The organism is Rhizobium sp. CG5, from assembly GCF_023701945.1.
GTDB lineage: Bacteria > Pseudomonadota > Alphaproteobacteria > Rhizobiales > Rhizobiaceae > Allorhizobium.
The window spans coordinates 147420-172132 of sequence record NZ_JABAEF010000007.1; the positions used below are offsets into that span (position 1 = coordinate 147420).

The 24713-nt window shown below is 62.4% G+C and carries 25 protein-coding genes; 7 read left to right on the forward strand and 18 right to left on the reverse strand.

Annotated features, from left to right (window positions below; genetic code table 11):
- Positions 1-2: 2 nt before the first annotated feature.
- From kce to HGO38_RS13640, 7 genes are all read right to left on the reverse strand, one after another.
- A complete protein-coding gene (kce, locus tag HGO38_RS13610; protein ID WP_250956436.1) occupies positions 3-938 on the reverse strand; it encodes a 3,5-dioxohexanoate:acetyl-CoA acetone transferase in 936 nt (311 codons plus the stop codon).
- Positions 939-960: 22 nt separating this feature from the next.
- On the reverse strand, positions 961-1749 hold the full coding sequence (locus tag HGO38_RS13615; RefSeq protein WP_250956437.1) for an SDR family oxidoreductase: 789 nt from the start codon (positions 1747-1749) through the stop codon (positions 961-963).
- Positions 1750-1788: 39 nt separating this feature from the next.
- On the reverse strand, positions 1789-2499 hold the full coding sequence (locus HGO38_RS13620) for an ABC transporter ATP-binding protein (RefSeq protein WP_250956438.1): 711 nt from the start codon (positions 2497-2499) through the stop codon (positions 1789-1791).
- The gene (locus tag HGO38_RS13625; protein WP_250956439.1) at positions 2496-3257 is read right to left on the reverse strand and encodes an ABC transporter ATP-binding protein; all 762 of its coding nucleotides are present in this window, start codon (positions 3255-3257) and stop codon (positions 2496-2498) included. Before HGO38_RS13625 ends, HGO38_RS13620 begins: the two co-directional genes overlap by 4 nt.
- On the reverse strand, positions 3254-4534 hold the full coding sequence (locus tag HGO38_RS13630; RefSeq protein ID WP_502941554.1) for a branched-chain amino acid ABC transporter permease: 1281 nt from the start codon (positions 4532-4534) through the stop codon (positions 3254-3256). Before HGO38_RS13630 ends, HGO38_RS13625 begins: the two co-directional genes overlap by 4 nt.
- A 1-nt stretch (position 4535) precedes the next feature.
- On the reverse strand, positions 4536-5477 hold the full coding sequence (locus tag HGO38_RS13635; protein WP_250956441.1) for a branched-chain amino acid ABC transporter permease: 942 nt from the start codon (positions 5475-5477) through the stop codon (positions 4536-4538).
- 72 nt (positions 5478-5549) lie between these two features.
- Complete coding sequence (locus HGO38_RS13640) at positions 5550-6782, reverse strand: branched-chain amino acid ABC transporter substrate-binding protein (RefSeq protein ID WP_250956442.1); 1233 nt, start codon at positions 6780-6782, stop codon at positions 5550-5552.
- Positions 6783-7076: 294 nt separating this feature from the next.
- Here HGO38_RS13640 and HGO38_RS13645 point away from each other — a divergent pair, with 294 nt between their 5' ends.
- Complete coding sequence (locus tag HGO38_RS13645) at positions 7077-7811, forward strand: GntR family transcriptional regulator (RefSeq protein WP_250956443.1); 735 nt, start codon at positions 7077-7079, stop codon at positions 7809-7811.
- A gap of 51 nt (positions 7812-7862) precedes the next feature.
- On the opposite strand, the gene HGO38_RS13650 is transcribed toward HGO38_RS13645, so the two are convergent.
- From HGO38_RS13650 to HGO38_RS13680, 7 genes are all read right to left on the reverse strand, one after another.
- The gene (locus HGO38_RS13650; RefSeq protein ID WP_250956444.1) at positions 7863-9059 is read right to left on the reverse strand and encodes an acetyl-CoA C-acyltransferase; all 1197 of its coding nucleotides are present in this window, start codon (positions 9057-9059) and stop codon (positions 7863-7865) included.
- A 1-nt stretch (position 9060) separates the two neighbouring features.
- Complete coding sequence (locus tag HGO38_RS13655; protein WP_250956445.1) at positions 9061-9996, reverse strand: SDR family NAD(P)-dependent oxidoreductase; 936 nt, start codon at positions 9994-9996, stop codon at positions 9061-9063.
- Entirely contained in the window at positions 9996-10451 is a 456-nt protein-coding gene (locus HGO38_RS13660) for a MaoC family dehydratase (RefSeq protein ID WP_250956446.1), read from the reverse strand. Before HGO38_RS13660 ends, HGO38_RS13655 begins: the two co-directional genes overlap by 1 nt.
- Before the next feature lie 61 nt (positions 10452-10512).
- Entirely contained in the window at positions 10513-11715 is a 1203-nt protein-coding gene (locus tag HGO38_RS13665) for a CaiB/BaiF CoA transferase family protein (protein WP_250956447.1), read from the reverse strand.
- Between the two features lie 92 nt (positions 11716-11807).
- On the reverse strand, positions 11808-12794 hold the full coding sequence (locus HGO38_RS13670; protein ID WP_250956448.1) for a Bug family tripartite tricarboxylate transporter substrate binding protein: 987 nt from the start codon (positions 12792-12794) through the stop codon (positions 11808-11810).
- A gap of 20 nt (positions 12795-12814) precedes the next feature.
- Positions 12815-14326 (reverse strand): tripartite tricarboxylate transporter permease, encoded by a 1512-nt coding sequence (locus tag HGO38_RS13675; protein WP_250956449.1) that lies wholly within the window; start codon positions 14324-14326, stop codon positions 12815-12817.
- 7 nt (positions 14327-14333) lie between these two features.
- Complete coding sequence (locus HGO38_RS13680) at positions 14334-14774, reverse strand: tripartite tricarboxylate transporter TctB family protein (protein ID WP_250956450.1); 441 nt, start codon at positions 14772-14774, stop codon at positions 14334-14336.
- Between the two features lie 106 nt (positions 14775-14880).
- On the opposite strand from HGO38_RS13680, the gene HGO38_RS13685 reads away from it, so the two are divergent.
- The 6 genes from HGO38_RS13685 (at position 14881) to HGO38_RS13710 (ending at position 20385) form a co-directional block, all read left to right on the forward strand.
- On the forward strand, positions 14881-15867 hold the full coding sequence (locus tag HGO38_RS13685) for a LysR family transcriptional regulator (RefSeq protein WP_284739410.1): 987 nt from the start codon (positions 14881-14883) through the stop codon (positions 15865-15867).
- Between the two features lie 236 nt (positions 15868-16103).
- Positions 16104-17198, forward strand: coding sequence for an ABC transporter substrate-binding protein (locus tag HGO38_RS13690; protein ID WP_250956452.1), 1095 nt, complete (start codon positions 16104-16106; stop codon positions 17196-17198).
- 17 nt (positions 17199-17215) lie between these two features.
- Positions 17216-17839, forward strand: a complete 624-nt coding sequence (locus tag HGO38_RS13695) for a hypothetical protein (RefSeq protein WP_250956453.1) — start codon at positions 17216-17218, stop codon at positions 17837-17839.
- The gene (locus HGO38_RS13700; protein WP_250956454.1) at positions 17832-18563 is read left to right on the forward strand and encodes a hypothetical protein; all 732 of its coding nucleotides are present in this window, start codon (positions 17832-17834) and stop codon (positions 18561-18563) included. Before HGO38_RS13695 ends, HGO38_RS13700 begins: the two co-directional genes overlap by 8 nt.
- Positions 18560-19624 (forward strand): FecCD family ABC transporter permease, encoded by a 1065-nt coding sequence (locus HGO38_RS13705; RefSeq protein ID WP_250956455.1) that lies wholly within the window; start codon positions 18560-18562, stop codon positions 19622-19624. The genes HGO38_RS13700 and HGO38_RS13705 overlap by 4 nt, the downstream gene beginning before the upstream one ends.
- Positions 19625-19626: 2 nt before the next feature.
- A complete protein-coding gene (locus tag HGO38_RS13710) occupies positions 19627-20385 on the forward strand; it encodes an ABC transporter ATP-binding protein (RefSeq protein ID WP_250956456.1) in 759 nt (252 codons plus the stop codon).
- Between the two features lie 137 nt (positions 20386-20522).
- On the opposite strand, the gene HGO38_RS13715 is transcribed toward HGO38_RS13710, so the two are convergent.
- From HGO38_RS13715 to HGO38_RS13730, 4 genes are all read right to left on the reverse strand, one after another.
- Complete coding sequence (locus HGO38_RS13715; protein WP_250956457.1) at positions 20523-21089, reverse strand: peroxidase-related enzyme; 567 nt, start codon at positions 21087-21089, stop codon at positions 20523-20525.
- Entirely contained in the window at positions 21086-21568 is a 483-nt protein-coding gene (locus tag HGO38_RS13720) for a CMD domain-containing protein (RefSeq protein ID WP_250956458.1), read from the reverse strand. The genes HGO38_RS13715 and HGO38_RS13720 overlap by 4 nt, the downstream gene beginning before the upstream one ends.
- Positions 21565-23022, reverse strand: a complete 1458-nt coding sequence (locus HGO38_RS13725; protein ID WP_250956459.1) for an NAD(P)-binding domain-containing protein — start codon at positions 23020-23022, stop codon at positions 21565-21567. The genes HGO38_RS13720 and HGO38_RS13725 overlap by 4 nt, the downstream gene beginning before the upstream one ends.
- A 158-nt stretch (positions 23023-23180) precedes the next feature.
- Positions 23181-24692: an ABC transporter substrate-binding protein gene (locus tag HGO38_RS13730; RefSeq protein WP_250956460.1), complete on the reverse strand. Its 1512-nt coding sequence runs from the start codon at positions 24690-24692 to the stop codon at positions 23181-23183.
- Between the last annotated feature and the right edge of the window lie 21 nt (positions 24693-24713).

Here is a 24713-nt window from a genome sequence, read left to right on the forward strand (position 1 = left end):
GACTAGAAATTCACATTATCGCCGCCCTTCAGCGCCAGCATGAGACGTGCCTCGTCTGGCGTGGCGACATCCAGTCCCAACCCGTCCAGCACCTGACGGATTCGGCGCACCTGAGCGGCATTCGATTCCGCCAGTTTTCCGGGACCGTCCCACAGGGAATCCTCCAGCCCGACGCGGACATTGCCGCCCATCGCCGCAGCCATCGTGATGATGGGAAGCTGATGCCGTCCGGCACCCAGCACGGACCAGACATAGCTGTCGCCGAACAGCCGATCGGCCGTGCGCTTCATGTGCGAGACGTCGTCGGGATGGGTGCCGATGCCGCCCAAGATTCCAAAGACGGTCTGGATGAACAGGGGCCCTTCGACCAGGCCGCGATCGCGGAAGTGCGCCAGGTTGTAGAGATGGCTGGTGTCGTAACATTCGAACTCGAACCGTGTGCCATTGCCGCCGCAATGCTCGAGAATGCCCTCGATGTCCTTGAACGTATTCTTGAAGACCGTATCGCGGGTCTTTTCGAGATAGTCCGGCTCCCAGTCATGCTGGAATTTTTCATAGCGGCCGAGCATCGGATAAAGGCCGAAATTCATCGATCCCATGTTGAGGGAAGCCACCTCCGGTGCAAATTTCAGGGCCGGCTGCAGGCGCTCCTCGACCGTCATCGTCGGGCTGCCGCCGGTGGTCAGATTCAGCACGGCGTCGGTGGCCTGCTTGATGCGCGGCAGGAAGGCCGCGAAAGCGTCAGGGTCCTGGGTGGGTCGGCCGTCCTGCGGATGGCGGGCATGCAGGTGGAGGATCGACGCTCCCGCCTCGGCGGCTTCGATGGCCTGTTCGGCGATCTGGTCGGCGGTCACCGGCAGATAGGGAGACATGCTGGGGGTATGGATGCCGCCGGTGATGGCACAGGTGACGATAACCTTGCGGGGTGACTTGGCCATGCTGCTGTAGCTTTCCTTGGTCTCAGATGGTTTCGACATTGCCGCAGACACTGATGGCCTGGCCCGAGATGTTGGCGCCCCCGGGTGAGGCCAGGAACAGCGCAGCGGCCGCGATGTCCTCGGGCTCGACCATGCGGCGCAGCGAGATGTTGGAGAGGTATTGCGCCTCCATGTCCGCATAGCTGAGGCCCGAGGCCTCGGCACGCTCGCGGATCACGGCCTCGATGCGCGCGCCGCGCACGACGCCCGGCAAGATTGCGTTGACGCGGATCCCATCGGGGCCCATTTCCTTTGCAAGACTTTGGGTCAATCCGACGATGCCCCATTTCGAGGCGGCATAGGGCGTCCGCAGCGCATAACCCAACCGGCCGGCAACCGACGAAATGTTGAGGATCACGCCGGCGTCACTGGCGCGCAGCAGCGCGGCCGCGCGGCGCACGACCAGAAACTGCCCCATCAGGTCGACGTCGAGGGTGCGGCGGATATCCTCGACCGACAGTTCATCTATGGCGCCCGTCGGTCCGGCTATTCCGGCATTGTTGACCAGGATGTCGAGGCCGCCGAGCCGTTCGGAGGCGGTCTGGATCAGGGTGTCGACCTCGGCCTCGTCGGAGACATCGGCACGCAGCGCCGAGACAGCGGGATGTGCCACCGCAAATTCTGCCAGGGCCTGCTGGTCGATGTCGCAGATCAGCACTCTCGCCTGCGCTTCGAGGAAGGCCCGGGCAATGGCGGCGCCGATGCCCGATGCTCCGGCGGTGACAAGGACCCGCAGGCCGGGGCGAGGCAGCATCCGTTCAATCAGGTTCATCGGCATTCCAGTCGAGATGGTTTTAAAGCCCGTGTCACGTCAAGCGACCTCAAGCCAGTTTCGGCGTATGTCGGGATGGGCCTCAAGTTCAGCAGGTGTCCCGCGGAAGACCAGTTCGCCATGGCCCATGACCATCACCTGCTGTGCGACCTTGAGGGCGATGGTCAGCTTTTGCTCGACCAGCACGACGGCGACGCCGCGGCGGCCGATATCGAGGATGACCTCCATCACCACCTCGACGATGCGGGGCGCGAGGCCCTCGGTCGGTTCGTCGATCAGCAGCACACGGGGATTGCCCAGCAGCGACCGACAGATGGTCAGCATCTGCTGCTCGCCACCCGACAGATAACCGGCGCGGATGGCGCGCCGTTCCCTCAGCCGGGGAAAATAGTCATACATCTCGTCGACGGACCAGCGATGCGTGCCGGGTGCGCCCTGCTGCATGCCCATGGCGAGATTCTCTTCGACCGTCAGGTTCGGGAACACCAGGCGTTCTTCGGGAACGTAGCCGATGCCCTGCCGGCAGATGCTGTAGGGCCGCTGCCCGGCAAGGGAGCGACCGTCCAGCGTCACCGTCCCGGCGGTCGGCGGCACGAGGCCCATCATCGCCTTCAGTAGCGTCGACCGGCCCGAACCGTTGCGCCCGAGCAGCGAAACGATTGCCGCTTCCGGTACCTCCATGTCGATGCCGTGCAGGATGTGGCTCTTGCCGTAATGGGCGTGCAGGCCCTTCACTTCTAGCAAGCTCATAGGGCCTCCTCGCCCAGATAGGCTTCCTGGACCGCGCGGTTTGCGCTGATGCGATCCGGCGTGTCGGTCGCGATGATGTCTCCATAGACCAGCACGGACACCCGGTCGCAGAGGCTGAAGACAACACCCATATCGTGTTCGACCATGAGCAGCGTCTTGCCTTCGGTGACCGTGCGGATCAGGTCGATTGCCTTTTCGGTCTCTTCGCGGGACATGCCGGCCGTCGGTTCGTCCAGCAGGATCACCTCGGCCCCCGTGGTCAGGGTCATGCCGATCTCCAGGGCTCGTTGTTCGGAATAGGTCAGATCGCCGGCGAGATCGCTGCCGCGCGCCTCCAATCCGACGCGGGCCAGGACTTCGGCGGTCTCGTCATTGATGTCGCGCATGGCTGAAACCGGGCGGAACAGTCCGTATCTTACCCCATGACGGGCAAGCACGCCGATGCGTAGGTTCTCGAAGACGCTGAGCCGATGGAAGATGTTGGTGATCTGGAAGGAACGCGCCAGTCCGGCCCGGTTGATCAGGTGCGGCGAGAGACCTGCAATGGCGTTTCCGTTTAGAAAGATCTCGCCGGAAGACGGGGCGAACATGCCCGAGATCAGGTTGAAGAGCGTCGATTTGCCGGCGCCGTTGGGGCCGATGACCGCGTGGCGCTCCCCGGCCCGGATGTCGAGGTCGAGGCCCTTGATCACTTCGATCGGTCCGAAGGACTTTACCACGCTCGCAAGCCGCAGTGCCGGCTGTTCTGTCACTGTCATTTCACACCTCCCGGCACGGCAGAGTTGGCGTCCTTGTCATGGCTCTTGCTGTCCCAGATTGTGCTGATCCGCCGGCGGGCACGGGTGAGGACCGTTCCGCCTCCTAGCAGCAAGGCAGCCGGAAGCAACCATGTGACGATGCCAGTCGGGTTCCAGGTGAAGCCGAAGAGCTGGTAAGGAGGGAACGATGCCCCGGCAGTCCGACGCATCATCGCGTATTCCTCGCCGAAGACCACAGCCACGGTCTCGGTGACCAGCACCACCCCTGCAGCGATCAGAAAGCCACCGGCCAGTGCCAGCAGGTAGTGGCCGGACAATTGGCTCCAGTTGAGCTGCCGGCGGTTGCGGATGTGGTGCTGGAGGACGCCACCGATGCCGGTGGGTGCATAGAGCATGACCAGCACGAAGATCAGGCCCTGGTAGAAGACCCACGACCGCGTGACGTCCGAAACCAGGAAGGAGAAAAGCGTAAAGGCGGCCGCGCCGATCACCGGACCGAAGAACACGGTCGAGCCGCCGACAAAGGTCTGCAGGACCACCTGGGCGGAAACGCCGCTGGCAAACAGCGAGTAGTTCGCCGTCTCGTTCGAGATCGCCTGCAGCGAGCCTGCGACCGCCGTCAGCATGGCGGAGACCGTGAAGATGATCACCTTGGCGGTGTGGGCGCTATAGCCAAGAAAGCGCACACGCTGTTCGTTGTCGCGAAGTGCCAGCGTCAGCCGTCCGAACGGCGTGCGCGTATAGGCCCACAGTCCAAGTCCGCAGATCAGGACCCATGCCAGGGTGAGGTAGTAGACCTCCAGCATCGAGCCGAAGTTGATCCCGTTCCAGGGCATCCGCATCGACGATATGCCGGATTCCCCGCCAAAAACGCCCTGCAGCTGGGGCGCCAGCGAATGGAACAGTTCCGCAATCGCCAATGTCACCAGGGCAAAGTAGACGCCGGAGCGCATCGTGGCGAAGTAACCCGCTAGCAGGCCGATCAGCAAGCCTGCCGCCGCACCGGCCAGCGGCACAAGCGGCGTCGGGAAGGCGAACCCGCCCTCGATCGCCCTCATCAGATGCAGTGACGTGAAGGCACCCACGCCGAAATAGGCGGCATGGCCGAATGACAGCAGACCGGCCTGGCCGATCAGCAGATTGAACGCCAGCGCAAAGAGGCTGGCGATCAGCACGTTGACAAGCATGTTCTGCCAGCCGAGGCCCAGGAACGGCGGAATGGCGACCAGTAGCGCCAGCACGACGGCGGAAATCAGGATGTTACGCATGGATCCCATCTCAGTTGCGCTCGCCCATGAGGCCTGCCGGCCGCACCAGCAGCACGATCAGCATGAGTGCGAAGGGGATTGTGGCGCTGATCGAAGACAGCTTCAGCGTCATCAGTCCGCCAATCGAACGGGCCCAGTCCCCAAGGCCGACATGACTGAGCATGCTGGCCAGCGACCAGTCGATGCCGACCGCGAAGGAGGAGAAGAGGCCGATGAGCAGCGAAGCCAGCAGCGATCCCTTCAGTGATCCGAGACCGCCGACGACAACGACGACGAACACGATGACGCCGAGTTCCAGTCCCATGTTCGGATTGGTCGGATAAAAGGCCCCCGCCACGGCGCCAGCCAATCCCGCCAGGGCCGCGCCGGTGCCGAACACGAACATGAATACCATCGGAATATTGTGCCCAAGGGCTTCGGCCATGGCGGGCAATCGCTCGGCAGCGCGCACGACGATACCGGTGCGGGTGCGGGTCAGCAGCAGCCAGAGCGCCGTGAACATCACCACGGCGACGCTGCCGATGAAGATGCGATAGAAGGGATAGTCGGCACCGAAGATCTGGAACGCGGAAAACCGCATCTCGCCCGGCATCTGGTAGTTGACCGGGAAGTCGCCGAAGAAGAGCTTGATCAGCTCCTCGATCATCAGCGCCAGGCCGAAGGTCAGCAGAAGCTCGTGGGCGTGGCCATGGGCATGCACCCGCGGCAGGAGAAAGCGTTCCACGGCCATGCCGACAAGGCCCACGAAGATGGGCGCCACCAGGATACCGACCCAGAAGCCGAAGATCGACGAGACGGCATAGGCGACATAGGCGCCCAGCATGTAGAACGAGGCATGGGCGAAGTTCAGTACCCCCATCATGCCGAAGATGAGCGTCAAGCCGGCCGAGACCATGAACAGCAACAGGCCGTAGGTCACGCCGTTCAGCGTGGAGATGATCGCGAATTCCATGGATGATCCTGATGGTAACGGTAGGAGTGGCCCAGCCGGCAAAGGCGCTGGCCGGACCCCGCACTGCGACGCTTACGCTTTGGGCCGTTCCATCTTGCAACTATCCTGCACCGGATAGATCGCCTGGTCTCCGGCAATGACCTTGACGGTCGCAAAGCCCATTTTGGTGTCGTCGGCCGGATATTTCGGATTTTCGATGACCTTCGAGACGACAACGGGACGGATTGTCTGATGGTCTTCCTTGCGGACGGAAATCGGGCCGAGGGGCGAGTCATAGGTCGTGTTTTCAAGGGCCAGTGCGATCTTGGTCACCCCGATGTCGCCGCCGCCGAAATTGACCGTACCCAGCGCCTGCTGCAGGGCGCCAAGCGCAAATGCGGAATGCCCTTCGACAAAGATGGGATAGTGGCCGGTCGCCGTCTTGTAGGTTTCGGCGAACTGGCCGTCGGTGGCGGCATTGTCATAGTTGTTGGCGATATAGTGGCCGAGGGCGGTCTTGCCGGCATTGGCGATGTTGCCGGGTTGATCCAGGAAGGCCGTCGCAAAGGTCACGTCAAGCCCCGCATCGCCCACGGCCTTCATCAGCAACAGCAGGTCGTTGGACCAGTTGCCGGTGAAGACGGTGTCTGGGGCGGCGGCCCTGATCCGCGCCACGAACGGCGCGAAGTCCTGGATCTTGTTCACGTCGTGCAGGACTTCGTCGACGACCGTGTAGCCGCCGGTTTGCGCTGCTGCGGCGACGGCCGCCTGCATGTCCTGTCCCCAGGAGTAATTCTGGTTGATCGAGTAGACTTTCTCGCCCAGATCACCCGCCTCCTTCATGGCGCTGACCAGCGCGTTCACCCGCATCGGCGCGGTTGTGGTGTAGCGGAAATGATAGAACTGGCATTTTTCGCCGGTAAGCTCCATCGCCTCGCCGCCAAGGTTGATGAACATCACCTCCTTGCCGGGATTGCGGAGGTTGTGCTTGCGGACGTCTTCCGTGAGCTGGCCGGCAATGGCCGACGAAGCACCCTGGAAGATCACGTGAACGCCATCGGCGACCGCATTGCGGAATTTGTCGGCCGCATCGGGTGCGCCACCGGCATTGTCATATTCCGTGACGATCACCGGCTCGCCGTTGAAACCGCCTGCCTCGTTGATGCGGTCGACGCCATATTTGACGGCGTTGGCGTACAGGCGGCCGGTCGATGTCTGTGCGCCCGACAGGCTTTCGATAATGCCAATCTTGAGTGGCTCGGCGTGAAGTGCAGTCGCACCCAAAGCTGCGGCGGCCGTAGCCGTGATCATGGCAAGACGTCTCATGGGTTTCTCCTCCCGGGATGTTTCCGTTCGTGCCGCTGCAGCCGGGCCGATTGCGGTCCGGCGCCCTCCTTGGGCACTGCGCACAGTCTAGACACAAGAATCTGGAGCTGTAAAGATATTAGATATGTGATCACACCGGAATCGGATAATGTCATGGACGCGGAGCCCACCGTTGCCTGCCGCTAAAATAGGACGTACAACGCGCGATGCGTGGCGGCCGACGGCCCGCACACTCTCTCGTGTCTGGCCAGGCATGAGATTTTCCTTCGATGCAGCCCGAGAGGCCTCGATCACGTGAATACTTTCGATCTGATCAAAAAGAGCCCGCCCGCCCTTGCCCCTGTCGATATCACCACGGTGCAGGAGCGCGTGTACCAGAGCCTCCGGCTCGGTCTGCTGAAAGGCGAGTTCCTGCCCGGCGAACAAGTCTCGATCCGTGCCCTGGCAGAGATGCTCGGCACCAGCCCGATGCCGGTCCGCGACGCGGTGGCGCGCCTGATCGCGGAGCGTGCCCTCGAGCAGTCTGGACCAAGGACCCTGCGTGTCGCGCCCTATCTGGCGTCCGACCATGAAAATTACATTCGGATCCGTATGCGGCTCGAGGGCTACGCGGCCGAAAGGGCCGCGAGCGCCCCCAGGAATCCGATGCTGATCGATGCCCTCAGGCGCCACAACGACGGTATCGGCGAGGCGCTTGCGGTCCGCGACTTCGACGCGGCGCTTGCAGGCAACCAGGCCTTTCATTTCGAACTCTATGGCGCGGGCGGGTACCCGCAGTTGCTCGATATCATCTCCACGCTTTGGCTTCGCACCGGTCCGATCGTGGCGTCTGCCCGCAAGGACGAAGCATTGTTCGAACGTCTGTTCAACAACGGCGTCAAGATACACAACGACGCCATCGAGGCTATCATACAGCGCGATCGCGCGGCGGCTCGCCGCGCCATCAATCTGGACATCCGCTCCTCGCATCTGGCGATACGGCGGTTCTACATCCAGGCGTCAAACGCATCGAACGAGACGCACGTCTGAGCCAAGCGAGCAAGGCCCGTGCGGTCCTCGTCCGCTATGGCTGCCTCGGGGTTACAGCACTTCAAAGAGGCCGGCTGCGCCCATCCCGCCGCCGACACACATGGTGCAGACGACATATTTGGCGCCGCGCCTGCGGCCTTCAATCAGCGCGTGGCCGACCATCCGTGCCCCCGACATGCCATAGGGGTGGCCGATCGAGATGGCTCCGCCGTTGACGTTGAGCAGGTCCGGGGGAATGTCGAGCGCCCGGGCACTGGCAATGACCTGGCAGGCAAACGCCTCGTTGAGTTCCCAGAGCTGGATATCATCCGCCTTCAGGCCGTTTGCCTTCAGCAATTTAGGGACCGCATGGATCGGCCCGATGCCCATCTCGTCCGGCTCGCAGCCGGCGACAGCCATTCCGACATACCTGCCCAGCGGTTCCAGTCCGCGACGGTGGGCTTCGGTCTCTTCCATCAGCACGGCCGCCGAGCCGCCGTCGGACAACTGGCTGGCATTGCCCGCCGTGATGGAATGACCTGCGCTCAGTTGCTGGCCGCCGGCAAACACCGGCGCCAGACGTACCAGGTCCTGTATCGTGGTCGAAGGGCGGTTGCCCTCGTCCTGCGTCAGCGTGACCTCGCCGTATGACACCTCGCCGCTGTCCCGGTCGACAATCTTCCGGGTGGCGCGCATCGCCACGATCTCATCGTCGAAGAGGCCGGCAGCCTGAGCGGCGGCGGTGCGCTGTTGGGATTGAAGGGCATAGGCGTCCTGGTCCTCGCGTGACACCTTGTAGCGGTGCGCGACGATTTCCGCCGTTTCCAGCATCGACATGTAAAGCGCCGGCTTGTGTTCAATGATCCATCGATCGACGTCGCGGCGCAAATCCGGGGTTTGGACAAGGCTGATGCTCTCGACGCCTCCGCCGACCACGATGGCCATGCCGTCCGTGACGATCTGCTTGGCGGCAATCGCAATCGCCATCATGCCCGAGGCGCACTGCCGGTCCACCGACATGCCGGCTACAGATGCCGGCAAGCCTGCACGAATGGCACCCTGGCGGCCGATATTGTAGTCGCCATAGCCTTGCTGCATGGCCGAGCCGATCACGCAGTCGTCGATTTCGGCGGGTTCCACGGAGGCCCTTGCCACGGCATGACTGATCGCATGGCCGATCAATTCCTGCGGCGAGGTGGTGTTGAACGCGCCGCGATAGGCCTTGCCGATCGGCGTCCGTGCCGTCGATACGATCACTGCGCTGCGCATGTCAAACCTCGTTCCAGGGGAGGGGCAGGCCACGGGCCGCGGCGGCCATGCGAGCATATTTGCGGGTCTGCGAAAACGCATTCTCCATGACGTCCTGCCCTTCGGGGTCGCGAATGGCCGCCAGCGACGCCATGACCCCTTCCGGGCTCAACGCCTCGTCGTGCAGGGCGACACCTGGGGTTTCGCAGATCCGGATTTCAGCGAAACAGCCGGCGCCTGCACCGAGGATCAACTTGGTCGGCGCATCTTCGCTGACCAGCGCCAGCAGCCCGGGCGTAATTGTCTCGGGGGCCAGCAGATCCAGCACGTCCGGGGTCAGCAGTCCCTCGGTCATTCGGGTGGCCGCGGTCGGCGCGAGCGTGTTGACGCGGATATTCTTGCGCATACCCTCTTGTGCCAGGACGTTCATCAATCCGACGACGCCGGCCTTGGCCGCGCCATAGTTGGATTGGCCGAAATTTCCGTACATGCCGGAGGCCGAGGTGGTCATGACGATCCGTCCGTACTCCCGCTCGACCATGTGGTTCCACACCGCCTTTGTGCAATTGGCACTGCCGACAAGATGGACGTCGAGGACCAGATGGAAATCGTCCATTTCCATCTTTGCGAAGGTCTTGTCTCGCAGGATCCCGGCGTTGTTCACCAGGATGTCGATGGCCCCGTAGGTGGCGATGGCATCTCGAACCATGGCCCGCACCTGTTCGAAATCCGTGACGTCAGCGCCGCTTGCGATCGCATGGCCGCCAGCCGCGCGGATCTCCTCCACCACGGCATGAGCGGCCCGCGAGCCCTTTGCCGTGCCATCCGCTGCGACGCCGAGATCGTTGACCACGACATTTGCGCCGCGCGCTGCAAGACCGAGGGCATGACTGCGCCCAAGCCCGGCACCTGCACCGGTGACAATGGCCGTGCGGCCGTCAAAGCGAATGGGGTTCATCAATTGTCTCCAAGATAGTGGCGCGTGATCCATTCCACGACCAAGGCCGGCTTTGTCTCGCCTTCGATTTCGACGGTGACCTCAAGGGTCGTATCGACCGCATTTCCCTTCGTCTCCACGCCGCGCAACGTGAAATTGGCGCGCACGCGGCTGCCGGCGCGAACCGGGGACAAGAAACGTACTTTGTTCAGTCCGTAGTTCACCCCCGTCACCTCGCCTTCGATCCGGGGGCCGCCGTCGAACAGCATGGCGGAGAGAAGAGACAGTGTCAGAAAGCCGTGGGCGATCGTTGCGCCAAACGGTCCGTCGACCGCTCTGTCGGGGTCAACATGGATATACTGGTGGTCCTCGGTCACGTTGGCGAACGCATTGATCCGACCCTGGTTGATGGTAAACCAGCGCGACTGCCCCACCGCCTGTCCGATGCTCCGCTTAAGATCCGCGTGCCTATACATTGTCGGTCCTTCCACTCTGATCTCCTGCCTTTCGCCCGTGGATAAATCCTGTCTGCCGCTGCTAAATCGCGTTTGCCCGCCGCAGGGCGGAGAGCCGTTCGTCACCAATTCCCAGCGATCGTAAAACCTCATCGGTGTCGCCACCCAGGAGCGAAGGGCCTGCCTTGGGTGGGCAATTCGTCCCGTTGGCGAGAAAGCTCAGATTGGGAACGTGGATGGCGCCCTCATATCCCTCGATCTTCACCTCGCTGATGATGCCCCGCGCGCGGACCTGATCTTCGCCGAGGATCTCGTCCAGTCCGCGCACACGGGCGGCAGGCACGGCAACGGCTTCCAGGATGACTTCCCATTCGGCTGCACTGCGGGTGCGAAAGATTTCCAGCAAGGCCAGACGCAATGCATCGGAGTTCTTGGCCCGGTCATCGACGCACTTCCAGCGGGGATCCTCGAGAAGATCCAGGCGATTGAGGCCGCAGCAGAGATTCTGAAACTGAATGTCGTGATTGGCTGCAAGCATCAGCAATCCATCGGCGGTTTCGAATGCACCGGAGGAGGGGCTGGCGCTCCAGGCCTCGTTGCCGTTCTGGGCCGGTTTCCACCCTGTCGACAGATGCATGGTCATCAGGGAGGCCATCAGCATCAGCGCCGTATCCAGCATGGCCACGTCGACCTGGACCGCCTCTCCGGTCCGCCGCACTTCCAGCAGGCCAGCCAGTATCGCCATCGCCGCATTCATGCCGGTGGCGTAGTCGATATACGGCGCGCCGACCTTGGTTGGTCCGTCGCCGGGTTTGCCTGTTGTCATCATGATGCCCGACATGCCCTGGATGACATGATCATAGGCCGGCCGCGGGCTCAGCGGCCCAGTCTGCCCATAGGCCGAAATGGAGCAGTAAACGATGCGGGGATTGATCTCCTTGACCTCGTCAAATCCGAGGCCCAGCCGAGCGGCAACGCCGGGCTTGAAGTTCTCCACGAAAATATCCGCGTCCGCGATCAGTGTCTTCAGGATGTCGACGCCCTCCTGCAGCTTGAGATTGATTGTCACCGACTTCTTGGCGGAGTTCTGGGTGAGAAAATTGGGCGCCATCTTGAGGTCGGACAGATCCTGGACCGTGCCCCCGACCCGGGTCCAGTCGCCTTCGCCGGGCTTCTCGATCTTGAACACCTCGGCCCCCATCAGGGCCAGCAGATAGGTCGCGTAGGGACCGGCCAATACCTGGCTCAGATCAATAACGCGAACGCCCTTCAGCGGTTCGAACATATTGTCCTCGCTTTCATCGCTTGTATGAAGGAATAGAATGGGCGGCGGACTCGACCAGGGATCCGCCGGAGGGATTGCAGCGGGCCTCAAGGTTATTGAGGGACGACACCTGCACCCTCGATGATTGCCTTGTTTCGAGCGTAGCCCTCGGTAATCGCCGCTGCGGCCTGATCCAGATCCATGTACATGATCGGAATGTCGGCCGCCGATACCAGCGTGTTGAAGTCCTTGTCCGTCTCGGTCGCCTTCAGCGCTTTGCTCAGCTTTTCGAGGATTTCGCGCGGGGTCCCTTTCGGCAAGATCAGGGTCGTTCGCGCATCGATTCCGAGGCCGTAGCCGGCTTCGTCTATCGTGCCGACATCGGGCGCCGAGACATGGCGGAACGTCGTCGTCGCGACGATTGTCTTGGTGTCATCGGGGTAACGATAATGTATGCCGCCCGACAGGACGAGCGCTGCCTGCTTGCCCAGCAGGGCGTTGATCATCTCGCTGCCGCTGGCCAGCGGCATGACGTTGACGTCGAGCCCTTCGCGCTTGGCAATCTGGTCGATATACATTTTCGCAAGCGGGCTGAGCGACCCGAACACGGAGCCGGGGTTCTGCTTGGCCCAGGCGACATATTCCTGAATAGAGTTGTAGGGAGCATCCTTCGGAGCCGCCAGGCCCTGCTGGAAGGCCGTGACCATGCCGGCATAGGCGAAGTCTTCGGGTTTGAAATTGATGCGCGCCGACATGAACGGATCGGCATCGACCACGCTGTTCGTGTGGAACATGGCCGTGTAGCCGTCCGGCGCGTCCTTCTGCAACTGGCTGGCCGCCAATGCGCCGCCGGCGCCGGGCTTGTTGACCACGTTGACCGGAACGCCGAGCGCCTCCGAAAGCACCTTGGCGACGCCCCGTCCGACCACATCCGTCTGTCCGCCCGGACCATAGCCGATGTAGAGGGTGATCGGCTTTGACGGGTAATCCTGCGCGATGGCATGGGTGGGCAAGATTGCCGTTAGGCCGATTGCGAAGGCCGCTGCCAAAGCGGTGATGGAAAACCGGCTCGGCCGGGTTCTCGGATTTGTCTGGTTCATGGTTGGTCCTCCCTTTTGTGTTATGCGCTTTCGGTTTCATCGAGAATGCTGCCGGAACGCTTGCCGCGCGTGATGAGCACGACGGTCAGAACGGTCAGCACGATGAAGGCGATTGAGATCGGGTGATGGGCGAGATTGAAGATCTTTGCGTCGAGGATCTGGATCGACTGACGGAAGGTCAGTTCAAGCTTCGGTCCGATGACAAAGCCGATCAGGAACGTGATGAACGAATAATCCAGCTTGCGCATGAAATAGCCGATCGCCGCGAAGAACAGCATCAGATAGATCGAGAAAACCGAGCTGGTCTCCATGTAGGCGCCGAGGCAGCAAAGAAACAGCACGACCGGGATGATCAACCGGTTTGGCAAGTGGATGACCATCGCAAAGATGCGCTGGCCCACGGAGCCGACGATCAGCATGACGAGGCTTGCGCATAACAGCGCGGCATAAAGATCGCCCACCATCTGCGGCTGTTGCTTGAACATCAGCGGACCCGGCGTCAGGCCGTGCATGATCAGGGCGGAGATCAGGATCGCCGCGATGACGCTTCCGGGAATTCCAAGCGCAAACAGCGGAATGAGGCTGGCGGGAACCACGGCGTTGTCTGCGCTTTCGGCCGCAGCGACGCCTTCGATCATGCCGGTGCCGAACTTCTTCGGCGTCTTCGAGGCGCGCACGGTCGCACCATAGGACAGGAAGGAGCCGACGCTTGCACCGAGGCCGGGAAGGATGCCGACCACGGAGCCGATCAACGAACCTCGGGCGATCGCGGGCAGGCACCTTCGCCATTCCGCCCCGGTCACGCGGCGGTCGTCCGCCGTCTCCCCCTCAGCCATGACCTGGGCCTCCATGTCGAGCTGGGTCATGTTGCCGGCCTGAATGAACATCTCGGCCACGGCCAGCATGCCGATCGCCATCGGAACCAGCGAAATGCCTTCATCGAGCTCAAGCAATCCGAAGGTCAGGCGCGGGACGAAGGTCTCCGTCTCGATCCCGATGGTGGCGAAAAAGACGCCAAGGGCCCCGGCGACCAGCCCCTTGGTCAACGAGTGTCCTGAAAGGCCGCCGATAAACGTGAGCGAAAACAGAAGAATGGCGCACAGTTCGACGGGCCCGATCAGCAGGGCGTAGGAGGCGAGCGGCGCCGCCAGGCCGATGAGAATGACGGTCGAGACGAAATCGCCGATGACTGACGCATAAAGTCCCATCTTGAGCGCTTTCTGCGCCTTGCCCTGCCGGGCCAGCGGATAGCCATCCAGGGCCGTGGGAGCGGAAGACGGTTCCCCCGGGGTGTTGATCAGGATCGCCGAGACCGCGCTGCCTGCACCGCTGCCTTTGGCGATGCCGATCAGCATGGCGATCGCCGAGACAGGGTCCAGATAGAAGGTCAAGGGGATCGAAACGGCGACCCCTGTTCCCTTGCCCAATCCGGGCATGACGCCGATGACGTAGCCGAGCGTGACGCCGACGACGATCCAGAGCATCGTATGGAAGTTTAAAATATTGCCGAAGCCTGCAATCAGATAATCCATGGCGGCCTCACACGATCGCCGTGCCAAGCAGGCGGTAGAAGACCAGCCACACCAGGAAGATCAGGCCGCCGGTTATCCCCACGATCAGAACGGGACGACGCTCCCCCAGGGCGAGCAGCGATCCAGCGATCAGACTGACCGCCCCCATGGCGGGAGCCAGATAAAGGTAGAGGACCAGGGATAAGGCGAACGCGCCGGACAATTTAAGAAGTGCTGCTATTTCCGCACGGGTCACGAGCGCAGACTGCGGCTGATGGGCTGCGCGCCTGGCATTGATGACCTGCAGCGCCGAAAGCAGCGCGACGAATACCATGGTGATCTGAGGCACGAGTCGCGGGGAGACATATCCATCCGCGACTTCGTCAATCTGCAAAGGGATCACCACAAACAGGGTGACCAGGGCCATGACGCAGACGGCTGCGCCCGACCAGATATCGGCACGATTCATTTTTTCCTCCTCGCCGCCCGGACGGGCGGCTCCTCCACGAGTGATGCAAACAGAAACTGGATCAAAAAAGAATTCAAAAGATTCTTGGAAGTGATAACTTTCGCTGATGACCCCTTCAGCCCTCTACCTGGACCGGCTTCGACTGAGACACCTGCGGCTTCTCGAATTGATCGAGCGGAACGGCTCTCTTCGCGTCGTGGCCGATGAACTGCATTTGACCCAGCCCGCCATCTCCCAGATGGTCAAGGATCTTGAAACGGCCTTTGGCGTGGCGCTCGTCGATCGGTCGGCGCGAGGCGCGTCCTTGACTGCCGCGGGGCGGCACGCCCTGCAGCGCACGCGTAGCGGATTGGCGACGTTCGAACATCTGGCCAGGGAGTTGACGACCGTACCTCCCGCTTTGATCCGGATCGGCACAAATCCCACCCTCAGCTATGACCTTCTACCGCGTGCGATGCAGGAACTGAAACTGCTCGAGAACGACATGAGGGTCCAGATCGTGGCGGGCGTGGTCCCGGCCATGATGCAAGGCCTGCTCGACGGGTCATTCGATTGCTACGTCGGACGTATCGACTGGGACCTGGTGCCGGCAGATACCTTGCCGTTTTTGCGCGCCACGCCATTGACCGGAACCGACCTGACCTTGGCGTGCTCGCGCCGTCACCCTCTCGCGGGCCGTCGGGAGGTCAGTGCACGCGAACTCCTGGATTGGCCCTGGGCGCTGACCTCGCCGGACACCAACAATCGGATGTCCTTGGACAATTCGTTCCGCAATCTGGGTCTTTTCCCCCCTGATCCGAAAATTGAGATGGTCGGCGATCCGAATGCCTTCATCTCCATGGCAACCCAGATCGATATCTTGATATGTATTCCACGGATCGCCTTCCGTGCCATCAGCGGCGCCGCGGATCTCGTTCCTCTGGCCGTGCCGGAACTCAAGCTCAGCCCGATCCTGACCCACTTCGTGACATTGGCGGAAATGGACGCATTGCCTCAAATTGGCCTGCTGCGGGCAGCCTTGCAGCGGGCCGCCACGAATGAGGGGCCACCCGTCGATGGCCAGATCGCAGCCCCGTTTTCGGGGCAGGATTGACAATGGTCTGCTGCGGCATCCTCGCCGAACTGCTTCTCGCTCAGCCCCCTGCAACAAGGGCCTCCGTCGTTTACGATCCCGCCGGGAGCGCCTTGGCGGACGGGCATGAACGGTAGGGCCGCCCACCCGCCTTTTTGCTCCTGTGCCGATCGAGGGTGGTTCCGGTCAAAATTACTTGACAATGAAAGTCATGATTAATACGCCGTGCGCATGCCGTTTTCACCAAGGAGATGTTCATGTTAGCAACGACCATACGCGGCCAGTCGCCGCGGCTTCTCGCCCTCGGCTTCGCGGCCCTGTTCGGCTCCAGCGCCTTCGCAACAGCAGCCGAGATCACCATTCAGGATTCGCGCGGCAAAGACATTGTCATTGCAAGCCCGGTCCAGTCGGTTGCGATCTTCCCGCTGCCCATTCCCGAAGCGTTGATCGCTCTCGACCAGGGCACCAGCCGCCTGGTGGCGATCAATCCGCGCGCCAAGACGGCACTGATGAACGGCGTCATAGGGCAGATCTTTCCCGAGATCGGCGATATCCGCACGGATCTGGTCGCGCCGAATTTCATCCCCAATGTCGAGGAAATCCTCAAAGCCCAGCCCGACGTCGTGCTGCAGTGGCAGGCCAAGGGCGACGAACGCGTGGCGCCGATGGAAAATGCCGGCATCACGGTCGCGACGGTCAGTACCGAGTCGCGCGAAACCCGCCGCGGCTATGTCGCCATGCTGGGCAAGATCCTCGGCAAGCAAGACCGCGCCCAGGCCTTTCTCGACTGGGAGGACAAGACCGTGGCCGATATCGCCGCCGTTCTGAAGGCTGCCGGCCGGCCGAAGCCGCGCATCGTCTTCATCGACAGCATGAACGACAATGAATTCGTCGTCTTCGGACGCGAGGAAGCCTATTTCACCGCGTCCGGCCTTGCCAACGTGGCGACGGAGGCCGGCTTCACCGAGGGTTCGGTCAAGGTGGGTGCTGAATCCCTGCTGCAATGGAAACCCGATATCGTGTTCGTCAACTATTACAACGACGCCATCAAGCCGGCCGATATCCTCCAGCATCCGGTTCTGGCGGGCCTCGATGCCGTCAAGAACGGCCGTGTCTACAAGACCCCGGCCATTGATCCGGCCACGGCTGCCGGCGGCGAGCTTGCCTATCAGTGGTTTGCAGAGATCGGCTATCCCGACCTCTTCACGCAGGACATGCGCACTGCCGTCGCCAAGGGCTTCGACTTCCTCTACGGCAAGCAGTTGACCGCGGCGCAGCTCGACAAGCTGATGCAGATGGACTGGAACGGCGCCAGCGCCGGCTATGCCGAAGCCTTCGGCAAGACCCAGTAAAGCCGGTGGAGGCGGGAATGAAGGATATCGGCTTCGTCACGTCTGGCGATGGCGCGCAGTTGCAGTGCTATCGCGATTTCGAGCGCTACCTGGACGAGGAGATCTATCTACGCCATCTCGACCGCGTCGATCTCACGCAGTTCAAGGCGATCGTCATTCCCGACTTCTCCAACCAGGCCCTGCTGCAGGCCCATGCCCGACAGCTGAACCATTACCTGTCGGGCGGCGGTTTCCTGATCGTCTTTGAACCGAACCGCATGGACGAATGGCTCGATGTGGTCGAGGTTCAATGGTTCTCGCGTGAAACCGAGGACTGGAAATGGTGGATGCAGCCCGGCGGTCGCATGGAAGCCTATCAGCCCGAGCCCGGCCACCCGCTGGCGCAGGCCATCCCGCTGGCCGACATGTGCTGGCATTTCTTCGGCGCTTTCCGCTTTCCGGACAATGCCACGCCGATCCTCAATCTCGACAATGACGAGGGCTGCCTGATCTACGACCAGCCGGTGGCCGGCGGAGGGCGGTTGATCGCCTCGACCATCGACCCGCATACCCATCACGGCCGGCGCTTCATGCCGGCGACCACCCGGTTTCTCAATGGCTTCTATCCCTGGCTGAAGGCGGAGGTGCAGAACCGTGGGTGAGAATTCGATGAAGTTCCGCGGCGGCAGGCGGCCGCACCTGCTTTATGTGCGCTCCACGCGCAGCTACAATATCGACCGCATGGGCGGCCTGATCCCGCAGGACTGGCGCTACAGCGCCCTCGATATCTACGAGCTGGAGACCAGGGATCTCGCCGAGGTCGACGTGCTGTTCGTCTCTGGCATGCACGACCAGATCTTCATGAAATCGATCGAGCCGAAACTGGTTGCGTATCTGGCCTCCGGCGGCCATTTCCTCATCAACGGCCATATCATTCTGCCGTGGCTGCCCTGTCTCTCGGAGTTCAAGACTGTGAGCCCGCGCCCGTTCACAAACTGGATGATCCGCCCGGCAAAACCCGGAGGCTATTTCGGCCGCATGGATTTTGAGAATTTCCATCGTCACGAGGGTATTCTCGGCCAATATTCGCGCGGCTATACGGCCCTGCCGCGCGGCGGACAGTGCCTGTGCATGATCGGTGGTCCAACGGCTGACGGAACGATCCACGAAGGTCCCGTGGACTGGGTCTGGCGCATGCCCGGCGGCGGCAAGGTGTTCATGCACAATGGCGACCATATCGAGCAGTTCAGCTCCGATCCGCGTCATCAGCCGAACCTGCTACATGACATTCTCAAGGCACTGGTGTTTTCCGATGAACCGCCGGAGGCGAAGGTGGACGCGGGCGACGACGGCATCACGTCCGTGCTGCTCGGCGCGACGCCATGAGCAGGTCGGCGGACAATGCGCCGGTTGCCGTGCCGATTGCGGCGAACCGGACCGCCGACCGCCTGGTCATGCCGGCCCTGGTCGTTCTGTTGCTGGCTGCCATGGTGGGTTCGCTGACGATCGGACGCTATGGCATTGCGGTGCAGGACGTCGTGACGCTGGCGAGTGGCTGGATCGGCCTGGGTCCCGGCCGGGCCGGCGTGGCCGAGCCCGTGTGGCGCGTCGTTGAACTGGTGCGACTGCCGCGCATGCTGGTGGGCGGCAGTGTCGGCGCCGGACTGGCGCTCAGCGGCGCGGTGCTGCAGGGCGTATTCCGCAATCCGCTGGTCGATCCGCATGTGATCGGCGTTTCGTCGGGTGCGGCCTTCGGCGGCGTCTTCGCCATCCTTCTCGGCCTCGGTGCCGTGGCGCTGTGGTCCATGGCCTTCGCCTCGGGCCTGTCGGCCCTGCTGCTGGTGGTGGTGCTCAGCCGCAAGGGCGGCCGGTCCTCCATCCTGATGCTGGTGCTCACCGGCGTGGTCATCTCGGCGCTGTTTTCCGCCCTGGTGTCGCTCGCCACCTATTTTGCCGATCCGAACGATACGCTGCCGGCGATCGTCTTCTGGCTGATGGGCTCGTTTGCCAGCGCCACGCCCGAGCGCGCCATGCTGATGCTGCCGATCGTCGCTCTCTTCGCCTTTCCGCTGTTGCTGATGCGGTTCCGCATCAACGTGTTGTCGCTCGGCGACGACGAGGCGAAGTCACTCGGGCTGCGCGTCGAGCCCACCCGCTGGCTGGTGCTCTGTTGCGTCACCGGCATTACCGCCGCCAGCGTCGCCAATTCCGGCATCATCGGCTGGGTTGGCCTGGTGGTGCCGCATTTCGCGCGCACGCTGGTCGGACCGGACCATGATAGGCTGCTGCCCGCCACGGCATTGCTGGGCGCCAGCTTCATGCTGATCGTCGACACCATGGCACGCACGCTGATTGCCGCCGAAATTCCGCTTGGGGTCTTGACCGCCATCGTCGGGGCGCCGGTCTTCATGATCCTGTTGCTCCGGGCTCAAGGGGAGGGGTGGTAGGCATGATCGAAGCTGAACGCCTTGGCTTCCGCTATGCGTCGCAGGGCTCCTATCTGTTCCAGGACCTCTCCTTCACCTTGGACAAGGGGCGCACCCTCGTCCTTCTGGGACGCAATGGCCGCGGCAAGACGACTCTTCTGAGAATCCTGGCCGGCCTTGCTGTGCCGGTGATCGGCAGCGTGCGGTGCGGTGGCGCTGTCGGCTATGTGCCGCAGCAATTCGTTCCCGCCTTCAACTATTCTGTCTTGGATGTGGTGCTGATGGGGCGGGCTCGCCATGTCGGGCTTTTCTCCCGACCATCGGCCCGTGACCGAAGGCTGGCGCGCGACGCGCTGGATCTGGTCGGCATGGTAGGCTTTACCGAGCGAGCCGTGGCCACGCTATCCGGCGGCGAGCGGCAACTGGTGCTGATCGCCAGGGCCCTGGCCTCCGAAGCGGCCATCCTGCTGCTTGACGAGCCGGCCTCGGCGCTGGACTTCCACAACCAGGCCATCATGCTATCCATGCTGCGGCGTCTGTCGCGCGAACGCGGACTGACGATCGTCATGACCACGCATGAGCCGACCCATGCGCTGGAGATCGCCGATCAGGTGGCCCTGCTCTATGGCAAAGGGCGCTGCGAACAGGGGCCGATGGAGCAGTTCTGCACCGAGGATCGGCTATCCGATCTCTACGGCATTGCCATGGATCGGCTCGAACATCAAGCCGGTGACGCGCGGACGGCGCATATCGTCGCCCGCTATTCGGCCATCGACATTTAGGCGGCACGGCTGCAGGTTTGGCGATTCTTCATGAAAGGTCAGGCCCCTTTGGCCCGCCTTGCCGCGGCTCGCAAGAACGTCCTTGTCCTCGCCAGTTCAGTCCAGTCGGACTGGCCCCGACAGGCGGAAAGGCCGGATCATTTTGCGCTGTCGGCGTGGCCCAGAACGTGCATCAGCCGGTTGGCCCAGCCGAAGATCGAGATGGCGTGGATCAGGTCGATGATCTCGATATCCTCCAGGCCGACCGAACGAAGGGAGGCGATATCGTCTGCGGTCGCTTCGGATGGGGTCACCGACAGACGACGGGCGAAGCGGTAGATTGCCGCGTCACGTGGGCCGAGATCCTCGGCTCTGTCGAGGTAGAGGGTGGTGACGAGATCGTCGCTCTTGGTCAGTTCGGCATGCCGACGGGCATGGGTCACGGCGCAAAACAGGCAGCCGTTGACGAGCGATGCGCCAAGAGCGCCCAGTTCGCGGTCGGGACGATTCAGCCCGCCGTCCACATACATGATGGCATTAAACAGCACTGTGCGGGCCACATAGCTCTCGGGGTCATGCACGAGCGTGCGCACATAGTCCGACACTTTCTTGGCGGACGGCGTGACCTTCATGGCATCGAGTTGCTCGGGCGTCGCATCGCAAAGCTCGACCGGTGCGATATGCGGATGCCAGGTGAGCGGCTTGAGGCGGACCGAGGAAATCATAGCGACCTCATCAATCGCAGGCCGGCGGCGACCCGGGTCTGGAAGTTGACGAAAGCGATCAGTTCCGAAAGTGCTACGATCTGCGGATTGCTGAGGCCTGCCTGCGCCAAAAGGGCGATATCGCCTGCCTTTGCCTCGCTCGGCGTCAGCGTCACCAGATCGGCATGGCGGGCAATGGTTGCAAGCGGCTCGACCAGATCCGTCTTGCCATGTGCCATGGCGACGATTTGCTCCGTCGGACCCAGTGCGGCCAGTTGAGCGTCATATTCGGCGGTCAGCACCGGATCGGCATTCAGCGACGCCATCCGGCGGGCCAGCGCAATCCGCAACGCTGTTTCCAGCCCCAAACCATGTTCAGGCGTGAGCACAGAGACACGGCATTGCTCAGCGCCCTGCACGAATTCCGGCCGGAACCGTCGTGCTTCGAATATGGCATCACCCGGTGCAAGTCCGGCAGCCTTGTCAATCGCGTCGGTCACGCCGCGGTCTCCTTGTGAAGGAAGGGGGTTGAATCGGTCCATTCGTCACCGTGGAGTTCGGGGGTATCGTAAGCGACGAGATTGGCGAAATGCGTGTCCACGTCTTCGGCAAACAGCGATGCGGCGATGCCGCGCACCAGACGATCCGCTCCGGCACTGACAGCCGGAATATCGCCGGACACCTTGCCATGGCTCAGCATCGCGGCGTCGTTGAAGCAATGGATACGCGCCAGAATGGGGCACGCACCGGCTACACGTTCGCGGAATTCAAACGAAGGTCCGAGATCCGGGGCCTCCGACATGCCTCTGCGGGGCGGCCCCATGTCCGGCGTTTGCCGGCCGTCCGACCACTTGCGGATATGGGGAGCCAGTGCTGCGAATTCCGGTCGTCCGTCAAAATCGTTCGAGAAGCCGGTTGCCGCGATCAGGAAGTCGTAACGCAGGGGGCCTTGTGTGGTCTCGATCAATAGACCATCCCCGTCCTCACGGACCGTGACGATTCCGCAGTCAAGAAGGAAGCGGGCATTGGCATGGCGCGATACCCGCAGCGTCGACGAGCGTGGCGGCGGGGTCTGGGTGGTGGCCGTGTAGTCGACGAACTTCCATTTCCAGGCGTCAGGCAGTTCGTGCATTCCGTGAACGACGCCCTGACTGCCAATGCCGGTCATCTTGTTGATGCGCGGCATGTCCTTGCGCCGGATCAGCATATCGACGGCGCCGGCGCCGGCTTCAAGCGCTGTGGCGGCATTGTCCATGGACGACGCCCCGGCGCCGATGACGGCGATGCGCTTGCCCTTCAGCGCGGTGAAATCGATGTCGTCGGCAGAATGTGCCCAGTAGGCGCGATCGACGCCTTTGAGGAAATCGGGCACCGCGAAACCGCCAAGCCCGGACCGGCCGGTGGCGAGAACCAGACGACGGGTCAGAATGCGGCCGGTTTCGGCACCGTCGATATCGATGGCGATCAGATCATCGACGGGCGTGACACCGGTCATCCGCACGCCGTTGCGCACCGGCAGACCGAGGACCTTGCGGTACCAGACCAGATAATCCATCCACTGCCCCTTGGGGATCTTGTCCAGCAGGTGCCAGGCTTGCGTACCCCATTGCGCCGTGAACCAGGCGCGGAATGTCAGTTGGGGCAGACCAAGAGACGGGCCGCTCAACCCCTTCGGCGAACGAAGGGTCTGCATGCGGGCAAACGTGACCCAGGGGCCTTCAAGCCCGGCGGGGGCCGCATCATAGGCGACGACGTTGGTGATGCCGGACAGGATGAGCTTGGCGGTGGCGGCAAGTCCACACATGCCGCCCCCGATGACCACGACATCCAGAACCGGTTTGCCGTCATGCTTGCGTTCGGGGACCCATGGCTTGGCGGGCAGCTCAAGGAATTCGAGATCCTGCGCGAGTTGCGCCTCCAGGGAGGAGAGACCGGTCTGCTGTATTGTCTGCATAATTCCCAATTCCGTGACCATATTGGATCGCGCCCGCGGCCGTAACCGATCAAGGACCGGCCGGGTCTGGAGATGTCCACCGCCCGTCCCCTCGAACGAAGTCGCCGGCTTGTCAGCCGGCGATCTCTTGAGCGTCAAGATTGGCGGCCGTTGAGAGCCTAGTTCGCCGGCTTCATGTCGAAGGCACGCACCCAGTCGTCACCGCGGGCCTGCCAGGTGATCCGCTTGGAAATGCCGTAGGTGGCTGGCTGGGCGTAGAGGAACAGCGCTCCTGCCTGATCGCACATCAGCTTGGTAGCATCGGCATAGATCTTCTTGCGTTCGTCCGGAACGGTAGACGCGCGGCCGGCGTCGAGCAGTTTGCCGAAATCGGCGTTGTTCCAGTAATCGTAGACATTGCCCGGAGCGAACATCGTCAGCATGCCGTCCGCATCGATCGTCGGCCAGGCCAGACCCTGAACGGCCATCTGCGCAAGGTTGCGCTCCTTGATCTGCTTGTTCATGAAGGCACCGAACTCGATCTCGGTGATCTTGACGTTCAGGCCGACCTCCTGAAGCTGCGAGGCAAGCACTTGCGTGACTTCTTCGCCCTGAAGATAAGTGGCGGTCGGGACTTCGATCTCGATCTCCTGGCTGAGATCGACACCGGATTCCTTGAGGAGTTCGATCGCCTTGTCCGGGTCGTAGGGGTATGCCTTGAGATCCGGATTGTAGCCGAAATAGGCCGGCGTCATCAATTGGCAATTGGAGACCGTTGCCTTGCCATCAAAGATCGAGGCAACGATGCCTTCCTTGTCGATCGCATAGTTGAGCGCCTGGCGGAACTTGAGGTTTTCGAACGGCGCCTTCTGGTGGTTGAATTTGCCGAGCATGGTGCGGATCGAATCGATCGCATCGGCCTTGGCGCGGCCGCTGTCGTTGATGCGCTTGATCTCGGTGGTCGGAAGGCCGGTGATGAAGTCGATTTCACCGGCTTCAAGCGCTGCGGTCCGGGATGCCGATTCCGGAATGATGCGGAAGTTGACGGTCTTGAAGTCCGGCTTCGGACCCCAGTATTCAGGGTTGGGGACGAGCGTGATATGGTCGCCGGGCAGGTTTTCCTGGATCATGTAGGGGCCGCCGGACATGGTCTCGGTGGCCGGCTTGTGGGTCTTTGCCCACTCCGGCGGCAGCAGGAAGAACATCGACAATTGGTCTGCGAGCGCCGGATAGGGTGAGGAGGTCTTCACTTCGAGCGTTGTCGGGCTGATCACGTTGGCGCTCGAGACGAGGCTGAACCAGCCGGCGATACGGGCACCGACGCTCTTGTCGAGAACGCGGTCGATATTCCATTTCACCGTCTGCGCATCGATCTTCTCGCCATTGGCGAAATGGGCGCCCTCGACCAGTTCGAAACGCCAGGTATTGGCATCGACCATCGTCCAGCTGGTGGCAATGTCGCCCTTCAGCTTGAGATCGGGACCGCGGATGATGAGCGCCGGATAGATATGGCTGATGACGCTGAGGTCCGATCCGACCGACGCGCTCATATGCGGGTCCAGCGTGTTGACCGAAACGCGAAGTGCGATCGTCACCTGGTCCGTGGACTGGGCGAGGGCCGGCGCGGAAAGGCCGGCGATGGACAGGAACGTTGCGCCGTAAAGGGCGAAGGCGGTCTTGGAAAAGCGCATTTCGGACTTCCTTGAGAGAGG